Genomic DNA, 10412 nt, shown 5'->3' with positions numbered 1-10412 from the left:
CCGGCACCCAGGCCGGCGCCGCCCGGCGCTGCGGCTCGCCGGCCGCGCTGCCGGCCGCCGGCCGCTCGAACCAGCCGGCGGCCCGCACCGGGTGGGAGCCGCCGCCGAAGCCCGCGCACCACTCGCAGCAGATCCCGCAGGTGCGGCTGCCCCACCAACAGGAGGAGCCGCGGCCGCAGTTCGCGTACCAGTCGCAGCCGGCTGGCGACGCGGCCGTCGACCGGTACCGCGGCCCCGACAGCGCGCTGGCCGCCGAGCGGGCCAGACAGGCGCGCATCATGACGGTCGGCGCCGTCACCGAGCGCTGGGCGCCCGAGCAGGCGGGCCCGGTGTACGAACACTGGCGGCTGGCCCCGCCGGTCGGCCCGGCGGCCGACTTCTGGGCCCTCGGCGCCCTGCTCTTCCGCGTGGTGCAGGGCCACCCGCCCTACCCGGAGGAGAGCGCGGCCGAGCTCACCCAGGCCGTCTGCGCCGAGCAGCCGGCGTTCGCCGAGGACTGCGGGGCGCTCCGCCCCGTGATCGAGTCGCTGCTCAGGCAGGACCCGACGGAGCGGCCGAGCGCCGAGGAGCTGCGCGGCTGGCTGCGTTCGCTGCTGCGCAGCGCGCCCGAGCCCGAGGTGGGCCGGAGCACCGCGACCGCGCCGCCGCCCGCGCTGGAGCCGGGGCGCCCCTCCGATCCGCGCCGGCTGCCGATCCTGCGGCGCCGAGGCGAGATAGTGGGCCCACGCCGCCGGCCGCGCCAGCGCGGGCCACGCAGCCCACGCCGGCTCGGCCGGGCGCTGGTCTCGCTGGTGATGCTCGGCCTGGCCGGTGCCGTCGCCTATGTGCTGGCCTTCATGTCGGACGAGCCGGAGACCAGGCCGGCGTCGAACGACGGCAACGCGAGCGAGGGCCGCCCGGAGGCCGAGGCGCCGCCCGCCGGCGAGCAGGATCCGGCCGACGAGCCCACGGCAGGGGAGAGCGGCCAGGCGGCCGACCAGAACGAGGAGGGCGACAGCGAGCCGTCGCCCGCCGAGGGCGACCAGGAGCCCGCGCCGCCGCCCGAGGGCTTCGGCGCCGTGGTGGACGAGGCGGGCTTCGCCCTCGCCGTGCCGGACGGCTGGCAGCGCCAGGGGCCGAACGGCAACGGGCAGATCATCTACGGCGAGGGCGACCTGGAGATCCTGGTGGTCGCCGGCCGGGACGGCGCGGAGGAGTTCGGCGACGACCCGATGGACTACCAGCTCACCGGGCAGCCGGAGTTGGCCGCCCAGCGCGCCTACCAGTACGCCACCTCGTCGGGGCTCATCGAGACCCGGGTGGGCAACGTGCGGATGGCCGACGGCGTGTTCGGCTGGCGCGAGGACGGCGCCGACCTCGTCGCGTACAACCGGGTGCTGCTGGTGGAGGGCTCGTACCACATCGTGATGGTGCGAGGGCCGGCCGGCGAGCAGGAGCGGCTGGCCGAGATCGCCGACGTCACCGCCGGCAGCTACCGGGCCGACGGTTGACGGCCGTTCCGCTCTCCCCACGAGGCTCCCTACGAGGTTCCCCGCGGCCGAAAGTCGTTACCGACCGGTAGGCAGTGGCCCGTGCCCGGTCGTACCCTCCGGCTATGACGACCCCGCTGTCCGAGACACGGGCCCGCGCCGCCCGCGTGGTCACCCCGGAGCTGGTGGCGCGACTGACCCACGGCGTGCCGGGCGGCGAACCCGCCACCGTCCACAGCCCGTTGACGGGCGAGCCGCTCGCCGAGCTGCCGATCGCCACCGAGGACGACGTCGCCGCGGCCTTCGACCGCGCCCGCGCCGCCGGGCGCGCCTGGGCCGCCCGCCCGGTGCGGCACCGGGCCGCCGTGCTGCTGCGCCTCCACGACCTGCTGCTCCGCCGGCAGGGCGAGGTGCTCGACCTGATCCAGCTGGAGACCGGCAAGGCCAGGCTGCACGCGCACGAGGAGGTGCAGGCCGTGCTGGCCGCCGCCCGCCACTACGGCCGCGCCGCGCCAGGCTACCTGCGTCCCCGGCGGCGGGCCGGCGCGTTCCCGGTGCTCACCCGGGTCCACGAACTGCGCCATCCGCGCGGGGTGGTGGGGCACATCTCGCCGTGGAACTACCCGCTGGAACTCTCCGCGGGCGACGCGCTGCCGGCCCTGGTCGCCGGCAACGCGGTGGTGATGAAGCCGGACACCAGGACCGCGCTGACCGCCCTGTGGGCGCGCCGGCTGCTGGTGGAGGCCGGGCTGCCTGCGGACGTCTGGCAGGTGGTGCTCGGCGAAGGGCCGGTCGTCGGCCCGCTGCTGGTCAGGCACGCCGACTACGTGACCTTCACCGGCTCCACCCGCACCGGCCGCGAGGTGGCCGGGGGCGCGGCCGCCAGGCTGATCGGCGTCAGCCTGGAGCTGGGCGGCAAGAACGCCATGCTGGTGCTCGGGGACGCCGACCTGGACCGCGCGGTGGCCGGCGCGGTGCGCGGCTGTTTCTCGTCCGCCGGTCAACTGTGCGTCTCCGTCGAGCGGTTGTACGTGCACGATTCGATAGCCGACGAGTTCCTGCGCCGGTTCGCGGCCCGCACCGCCGAGCTGCGGCTCGGCGCCCCGCTCGACTACGGCACGGACGTCGGCTCGCTCGTCTCGCAGGCCCAACTCGACGCCGTCACCCGGCATGTGACGGACGCGGTGGCGCGCGGCGCGACCGTGCTCGCGGGCGGCCGTGCCCGCCCGGACCTCGGCCCGTACTTCTACGAGCCGACCGTGCTCGACGGTGTCACGCCCGAGATGCTGGTGTGCGCGGAGGAGACCTTCGGTCCCGTGGTCTCGGTCTACCGGTTCACCGACGAGGACGACGCCGTCGACCGGGCCAACGCCACGCCCTACGGCCTGAACTCCAGCGTCTGGTCACGGGATGCCAGGCGGGCCAGGCGGCTCGCGGCCCGGCTGCGCACCGGCACCGTCAACGTGAACGAGGCGTACGCGGCGGCCTACGGCAGCGTCCGGGCCCCGATGGGCGGCATGGGCGACTCCGGGCTCGGCCGGCGGCACGGCGCCGAGGGGATCCTCAAGTACACCGAGTCGCAGACCGTGGCCGAGCAGCGGCTGGTGCCGATGGGCCCGGCGCTCGGCCTCGACGACCGGGGCTACGCGACGTTCCTGAACCGCTCGTTGCGGGTCATGAAGGCGCTGCGGATGCGCTGAGCCGCCGCTCGTGCGCTCTCGGACCTGCCGGGCCGGCGCGCACGGCGAAGGGGCCCGCCCCCCGGGGGATTGGGAGCGGACCCCTTCGGTCGGTGGGCGGCCGTCAGGCCGCGGCGGCGCCGTTCTGGCGGCGGCGGACGGTGACCATGGTGCCGACGCCGAGCGCCACGGCCGTCGCGCCGGCCAGCGCGAACAGCGGGAGCCGGGAGTCGGAACCGGTCTCGGCCAGCCGGCCGTTGGTCGGGATCTGCTCCAGGCCGCCCTGCGGCGCCGGGCGGTTGCCGACCACCTCGCTGCCCTCGGCGTCGTCCGGCCCCTCGACGTCGGAGCCCGGGGCGACCACGTCGAACTCGTAGACGTTCCAGTCGGAGTCCTGGCAGACGCCGTCGGCGTCCACGTACACGCCGGAGGTCATGGCCCAGCCGAAGCCCTCGGCGGAGGCCGGCACCCGCAGCCGCATCCGGGCCTCGGCGTACTCACCGGGTGCCAGCGTGTCGGTGCTGCCGAAGTAGCCGAACTCGTCCTCGATCGGGACCCACCGGCCGTCCACGGACCACTCGAGCTCGGGCGTGAACCAGGAGTCCTCCCAGCTCGCGTTGGTGTCGACGGCCTCGGCGGCGACGAACGCGTGCAGCGCGTCGACCGGCTCGTCCAGGGTGTTGGTGATCCGGTAGGTGAACTCTGACCACTCGCCGGCGACCACGGTGGACGGCAGGCCGATCAGCTCGGTGGCGACGGGCGCGTCCAACGCCCAGTCGACGCACTCCTCCTCGCCCGGCAGCGGCTCCTCGGGCTCCTCGGGCACCTCGGGGGTCTCCTCGCCCGGGGTCTCCTCCTCGGGAGCCTCGGTCTCCGGCGCCTCGGTCTCGGGGGCCTCGGTCTCCGGGGTGCTCGGCTCCAGGTCGCCCGGCTCGTCCGGGGTCTCCTCGGCGGGCGCCTCGGTCTCCGGCGCCTCGGTCTCCGTGGCTTCCGGGACCGGGGTCTCCTCCACCACCTCTTCCTGGGTGGCCCCCGGAGTGGGCTCCTCCTCCGTCGCCTGGGCGGCACTCGCGGTCGCCAGCAGAGCGGCGGGAGCCAGAACGGCGGTGGCGGCGGTGGCCGCCAGTGCCCGGCGGAGCTTCATCTAGGCCCTCTCGAAGATGGGTGCGGTGTGAGTGGGGGGATGTCGTGATGCACCTGTTCCGACTGGCCACAAGCGGAAAGAGTTGTGCCAGTTATGGTCACGAAATGGAAACACCGTGTTTGGAATTGATCGCCGGGCCCGGCCGAACGTCAACGAACCACCCGACGCACCACACGACGAAGGGGCCCCGGCCATCCCGGCCGGGGCCCCTTCTCTCAGCACGGGCGACAGGGCGGCGCCCGGTGCTGCGCGGCAGTGCCCGGGGGGTAGACACCGCTGCCGTTGGTCGGACCATTGGAGGGGGGTACGCCTGATCCGCCAACTCGTCTTCGGTTCTCACTGCATCGTGCGGGATGCGGAGGCGATCCCGCAAGAGTACGGCGGCCGGCCCCCGGCGTCCCGGGAACCGGCCGCCCGAGGTCGTGACCGGCCTGCTGTCCCCTGCCGTCCGGTCACCGCACCGGAGCGAGGTCCCACGACGCACCCACCCTCGCCACACCGCGGAGGGCCGGTGCGTCTCTTCGCCCCGGGGACACTGCCTTCAACGAAGCCGGCGCGGCACCGGTCACGCTCCGTACGGGTGACGCGCCGCACAGGGGCGCAGTCAGGCGCGGCCGCGACAGAGTTCGAGCAGCGTCATGGCCAGCCGGGTGCCCGGCTCGCCGAGCTGCTCGTGGTAGCGGCGCAGGATCTCGTTCTCCCTGGTCAGCTGCACGCGCCGGCCGCCGGCCGCGATCCTGGCGTGCTGTATCCCCTCGGAGACCCCGACGCGCTCCCGCACCAGCTCGATGATGCGGGCGTCGAGCGCGTCGATCCGCCCGCGCGCCTCCGCGATCAGCCGCTCGTGGTCCTGGGTGCCGGTCTCGGTGGTGTCCATGTCCGATCGATCTCCTCGTGTGATGAGGACGGCCGGCAATGACGCGCGCCCCGGGCCGCCGCTCATGGGGCCCGGGGCGCGTGGGAGTCGCTGGTCAGTGCGGTGCGCAGCGCGTCCCATGGCAGCCGGCCGGGCCGGTGCCATAGGTAAAGAGCGGGCTGCGGGGCACATCGCGAAGCATGCCTCCGAGTATGCCATCTAGACTCGGTGGCACACCCCCCTCGGTTCCACTGCCGGAAGGCATGCAGTGCCGGACGGAAAGAAAGGCAGCAGCTTCGTGGCACACGTGGCAGACCCGGCCGCCCCCGACCTCGACACGGTGCTCGTCGTCGACTTCGGGGCCCAGTACGCCCAGCTCATCGCCCGCCGGGTGCGCGAGGCCCGCGTCTACAGCGAGATCGTCCCGTCCACCATGCCGGTGGCCGAGATGCTGGCCCGCAAGCCGCGCGCGATCATCCTCTCCGGCGGTCCTTCCTCCGTCTACGCCGAGGGCGCCCCCGGCATCGACCCGGCGCTGTTCGCCGCGGGCGTGCCGGTCCTCGGCCTCTGCTACGGCTTCCAGCTGATGGCGCAGTCGCTCGGCGGCACCGTCGAGCACACCGGCGCCCGCGAGTACGGGCGCACCGTGCTCAGCGTGGTCGGGGCGTCCTCCACGCTCTTCGAGGGCACCCCGGCCGAGCAGCAGGTGTGGATGTCGCACGGCGACGCCTGCTCCGCGGCCCCCGAGGGGTTCACCGTCACCGCCGCCACCGACACCGTTCCGGTCGCCGCCTTCGAGAACGACGAGCGGCGGCTCTACGGCGTGCAGCACCACCCCGAGGTGCTGCACTCCACCTACGGCCAGCAGGTGTTGGAGCACTTCCTCTACCGGGGCGCCGGGCTCACCCCGTCCTGGACCACCGGCTCCATCGTCGAGGAGCAGGTCACCGCGATCCGCGCCCGGGTCGGGAGCAAGCGGGCCATCTGCGGCCTCTCGGGCGGCGTGGACTCGGCGGTGGCCGCCGCCCTCGTCAACCGCGCCATCGGCGAGCAGCTGACCTGCGTGTACGTCGACCACGGCCTGATGCGCAAGGGTGAGACCGAGCAGGTCGAGAAGGACTTCGTGGCCTCGACCGGCGTCAAGCTGGTGGTGGTCGACGCGGCGGAGCGCTTCCTCGCCGCCCTGGCCGGGGTCTCCGACCCGGAGCAGAAGCGGAAGATCATCGGCCGAGAGTTCATCCGGGTCTTCGAGCAGGCCCAGGCCGAGCTGGTCGCCGAGGCGGGCGCGGTCGGCGAGGACGTGGCGTTCCTCGTCCAGGGCACCCTCTACCCGGACGTGGTGGAGTCCGGCGGCGGCACCGGCACCGCCAACATCAAGTCCCACCACAACGTCGGCGGCCTGCCAGAGGACCTCGAGTTCGAGCTGATCGAGCCGCTGCGCAAGCTGTTCAAGGACGAGGTGCGGATGGTGGGCCAGGAGCTCGGCCTGCCGGACGAGATCGTCCACCGCCAGCCGTTCCCCGGCCCCGGCCTCGCCATCCGGATCGTCGGCGAGATCACCAGGGACCGCCTGGAGATCCTGCGCGAGGCCGACGCGATCGTCCGCGAGGAGCTGACGGCCGCCGGCCTCGACCGCGACATCTGGCAGTGCCCGGTCGTGCTGCTGGCCGACGTCCGCAGCGTCGGCGTCCAGGGCGACGGCCGCACCTACGGCCACCCGATCGTGCTGCGCCCGGTCTCCTCCGAGGACGCCATGACCGCCGACTGGTCCCGGCTCCCCTACGACCTGCTGGCCAGGATCTCCAACCGCATCACCAACGAGGTGCGCGACGTCAACCGCGTCACCCTCGACATCACCAGCAAGCCGCCGGGCACCATCGAGTGGGAGTGAGCCGGGCCGCCGTAGTGGCCCGGCACCGGCCGAACTCGGCGAGGCGGGGGCAGGGGCGGGGCGGCCATCTCATCGGGGAGGGCCGCCGCCGTCGCGTTGGCGCCCGAGCGTTTCCTCGATGGCCCGCTCGATGAGGCGGGTCCCCTGTGTCGGCGGGCCTCTCTTGATCATGGCGCTCAACCGCTGGGCCTGCCTGATGGTCGGCAGAAGACCCACCAGGAGGTGCGGTAGCACCAGGCGGCGGGCGAGGACCTCTTTCTCCGAGGTGATCTGCGGCCGGCGCACGACCGAGACGTTGACTCGGATGGCGTGTTCGTTGCCCGGCGGGACACCGGGCCGGTCCGTCTCGATCGCGACATAACGAAAGCCGTGCGCGAGATCGCAGGCCGAGCAGCCGACGGGACCGCGGCTGAGCCGTTCACCGCATTCCGAGCAGGCCAGTCTGTCGAGCGCGGCGTCCACCACCCGCCAGTCGTGGCGGTCGGGTTCGGCTGCCACCATCTCGCCGAGCACCGCCGCCTCCCGCGGGCCGCGGGCGTCCCACTGGTGCGCGAAGGCGGACCACGCGTCCTCCACGATGCCGTCCACCAGCTGGCGGCAGGCGGTACAGGCAGGTGCGCCGCCGTACGCGTATCCGCCGCACTCGGCACAGTGCTGTAACGCCGCCCCGACCGCCGGTCTCGCCATGGCTCGCCTCCCGTCGGCGTCGGCGCGGCGAAGGAGGGACGACCGGTGATCGCCCCGTGCACCGTCCCTGCCAGTTTCTCCTGCCGCGCCAGCCGAGGGAAAGGGGTTTCGGCTTCGGGGCCGCTCGGCGACGGTGGTGACCGGCGGGAGTCAGGCTGCGGGCCGCCACCCGAGGGCGCATCATCGAGGGGTGGCGTCCGACGAGGATCGGCCCGAGTCCGAACTCGGGTTCACCCCGCGGGGCAGTCCTGGGCCGCTCGAGGTGGCGAACGCCGCCACCGTGGTCATCGGCCCCGGCGGCACCGTCCTGGGCTGGACCGCGGCGGCGGAGGAACTGCTCGGCTATCCGGCGGCCGAGGTGGTGGGGCGCTCCGCGGCCACGCTGCTGACGGCGCCGGGCGACCGGGTGCGGGCGGCGGCGGTGGTCCGCCGGTGCCGCACCGGGGCGAGCTGGGCCGGCACGGCGACCGTCCGGGCGAGGGACGGCCGGCACGTCGAGGCCCACCTGCGGGTCTCGCCGCCCTTCTCGCTCGACGGCCGGGAGTGCTTCCTCGTCTCCGCGGGCGAGCGGAACCCGTCGCAGACCGTGAGCGGGTCGTTGCTCGAAGGGCTCCTCACCCGGTCGCCGATCGGCATGGCCGTGATGGACACGGAGCTGCGCTACGTGTGGCTCAACGACACCCTCGAACGCGCCGGCGGCGTGCCGCGCGAGCAGCGGCTCGGCCGCCGGCTCAGCGACCTGCTGCCCGGCCTCGACGCCCAGGAGCTCGAGCGGCTGATGGCCGAGGTGCGGGACACCCGCACGCCGCTGATCGACCACGAGTACACGGGGTGGAGCTGGGCCGATCCGCGGCGCCAGCACGCCTACTCCAGCTCGTTCTTCCCGCTCGTCGACGACGAGGACCGGGTGCGGGGCGTGTGCTACCTGGTCATGGACGTCACCGACCGGTGGGAGGCCCGGCAGCGCCTGGCGTTGATCAAGGAGGCGAGCGTGCGGATCGGCAGCACCCTGGACCTGGGCCGCACCGCGCAGGAACTCGCCGACGTCGCCGTTCCCCGGCTGTCCGACTTCGCCGCCGTCGACCTGCTTGAGCCGGTGCTGCACGGCGACGAGCCGACCGTCCAGGCCGTCGACACCAGCCCCCTGATGCGGCGCTGCGGCCTGCGGTCGGTGCGCGAGGGGACCCCCGAGGCGGTCGACAGGCTCGGCGAGCACGTCGGCTTCCTGCCGCCCCACCACGACAGCCGGTACCTCGTCGACGGCGACGCCATGCTGATCCCCTCGCTCGACCCCGACGAGGAGTCGTGGGCACGGGACTACCCCGAGCGGGCGCGGACGATGCGCGAGTTCGGCCTGCACTCGCTGCTGGTCGTCCCCCTGCGGGCCCGGGGTGTGACGCTGGGGCAGGCGATCTTCCTGCGGTCGACCAATCCCGCCCCCTTCGTGTCGGACGACCTGCTGCTCGCCCGCGAGTTGGTGGACCGGGCCGCGGTGTGCGTCGACAACGCCCGCCGCTACAGCCGGGAACGGGCCGCCGCGCTCGCCCTGCAGCGCAGCCTGCTGCCCAGCCGGCTGATCGGGGGGATCGCGCTGGACGTGGCGTCCCGGTACCTGCCGGCCCAGGCCCGCGACGGGGGAGGGGGCGTGGGCGGCGACTGGTTCGACGTGATCCAGCTCTCCGGGGCCAGGGCCGCCCTCGTCGTCGGCGACGTGGTGGGGCACGGCGTCACCGCGGCCGTGACGATGGGCCGGCTGCGGACGGCGGTGCGCACCCTCGCCGACATGGAACTGCCGCCCGAGGAGCTGCTCGCCCACCTCGACGACTGGGCGATCCGGGTCATCGAGGAGGAGACGGGGGACCAGGCCGCCGCCGCCGCGACCGTGCTGGGCGCCACCTGCCTGTACGCCGTCTACGACCCGATCAGCCGGCGGTGCACGCTGGCCAGGGCCGGCCACCCACCGCCCGCCATCGTCACCCCGGACGGCGAGGTCTCCTTCCCCGAACTCCCGGCCGGGCCCCCGCTGGGGCTCGGCGGACTGCCCTTCGAGCCCGCCGAGTTGGAGCTTCCCGAGGGCAGCCTGATCGCGCTCTACAGCGACGGGCTCGTCGAGTCGCCCGACCAGGACATCGACGTCGGGATGACCCGCCTCGGGCAGGCCCTGGCCCGGCCGGGCCGGCCCCTGGAGGAGCTGTGCACGGCGGCGACCGAGCGCCTGGGCGGCGGCCCGCCGTTCGACGACGTGACCCTGCTGTTGGCCCGCACCCACGCGCTGACCGCCGAGCGGGTCGCTTCCTTCGAGTTCCCCTCCGACCCGGCCGTGGTGGCGAACGCCCGCGCCGAGGCCGGGGAACAGCTGTCCCGCTGGGGCCTGACGGACCTGACCATGACCGCGGAGCTGCTGGTCAGCGAGCTGGTCACCAACGCCATCCGGTACGCGAGCGGCCCGGTCAGGCTGCGGCTCATCCGGCAGTCCGTCCTCACCTGCGAGGTGGCGGACACCAGCAGCACCTCGCCGCGGCTGCGACACCCCAGGACCCTGGACGAGGGCGGCCGCGGCCTGTTCCTGGTCGCCCAACTGGCCCGCCGCTGGGGCACCCGCTACGTCGGCGAGGGCAAGACCATCTGGGCCGAACTCGACGTTCCTCAAGCGTCGGCGTTCGACGCTGCCCCCGCGGCCTGATGC

The 10412-nt window shown here is 74.2% G+C and carries 7 protein-coding genes; 4 read left to right on the top strand and 3 right to left on the bottom strand.

Annotated elements, in window-relative coordinates; translation table 11 throughout:
• Positions 1 to 1490: serine/threonine-protein kinase (locus ACYVPE_RS32485; RefSeq protein ID WP_461037369.1), on the top strand; the 1490-nt coding region annotated here is incomplete at its 5' end.
• Between the two features lie 104 nt (positions 1491 to 1594).
• A complete protein-coding gene (locus tag ACYVPE_RS32480; RefSeq protein WP_461037368.1) occupies positions 1595 to 3169 on the top strand; it encodes a succinic semialdehyde dehydrogenase in 1575 nt (524 codons plus the stop codon).
• A gap of 103 nt (positions 3170 to 3272) precedes the next feature.
• Here ACYVPE_RS32480 and ACYVPE_RS32475 read toward each other — a convergent pair whose 3' ends face one another.
• Both ACYVPE_RS32475 and ACYVPE_RS32470 read right to left on the bottom strand, forming a co-directional pair.
• A complete protein-coding gene (locus ACYVPE_RS32475) occupies positions 3273 to 4292 on the bottom strand; it encodes an LPXTG cell wall anchor domain-containing protein (RefSeq protein WP_461037367.1) in 1020 nt (339 codons plus the stop codon).
• A gap of 604 nt (positions 4293 to 4896) precedes the next feature.
• Positions 4897 to 5169 carry a chorismate mutase gene (locus ACYVPE_RS32470; RefSeq protein WP_461037366.1) on the bottom strand — a complete coding sequence of 91 codons (273 nt, stop codon included), beginning with the start codon at positions 5167 to 5169 and terminating at the stop codon, positions 4897 to 4899.
• A 286-nt stretch (positions 5170 to 5455) separates the two neighbouring features.
• Between ACYVPE_RS32470 and guaA the strand changes: the two genes are divergently transcribed.
• On the top strand, positions 5456 to 7039 hold the full coding sequence (guaA, locus tag ACYVPE_RS32465; protein WP_461037370.1) for a glutamine-hydrolyzing GMP synthase: 1584 nt from the start codon (positions 5456 to 5458) through the stop codon (positions 7037 to 7039).
• 69 nt (positions 7040 to 7108) lie between these two features.
• Here guaA and ACYVPE_RS32460 read toward each other — a convergent pair whose 3' ends face one another.
• Complete coding sequence (locus tag ACYVPE_RS32460) at positions 7109 to 7552, bottom strand: hypothetical protein (protein ID WP_461037365.1); 444 nt, start codon at positions 7550 to 7552, stop codon at positions 7109 to 7111.
• A 364-nt stretch (positions 7553 to 7916) separates the two neighbouring features.
• Between ACYVPE_RS32460 and ACYVPE_RS32455 the strand changes: the two genes are divergently transcribed.
• Positions 7917 to 10409 (top strand): SpoIIE family protein phosphatase, encoded by a 2493-nt coding sequence (locus ACYVPE_RS32455; RefSeq protein ID WP_461037364.1) that lies wholly within the window; start codon positions 7917 to 7919, stop codon positions 10407 to 10409.
• Positions 10410 to 10412 lie beyond the last annotated feature (3 nt).

The sequence above is a fragment of the Streptomyces mayteni genome (assembly GCF_054783955.1).
The sequence above is the reverse complement of the archived record's forward strand: the minus strand, read 5'-3'. Positions and strand labels throughout refer to the sequence as shown.

Bases quoted from the DNA above. Each gene is read 5' to 3' on its own strand.
- ACYVPE_RS32475 (WP_461037367.1), bottom strand. From the start codon at position 4,292: ATGAAGCTCCGCCGGGCACTGGCGGCCACCGCCGCCACCGCCGTTCTG.
- ACYVPE_RS32480 (WP_461037368.1), top strand. From the start codon at position 1,595: ATGACGACCCCGCTGTCCGAGACACGGGCCCGCGCCGCCCGCGTGGTC.
- ACYVPE_RS32470 (WP_461037366.1), bottom strand. From the start codon at position 5,169: ATGGACACCACCGAGACCGGCACCCAGGACCACGAGCGGCTGATCGCG.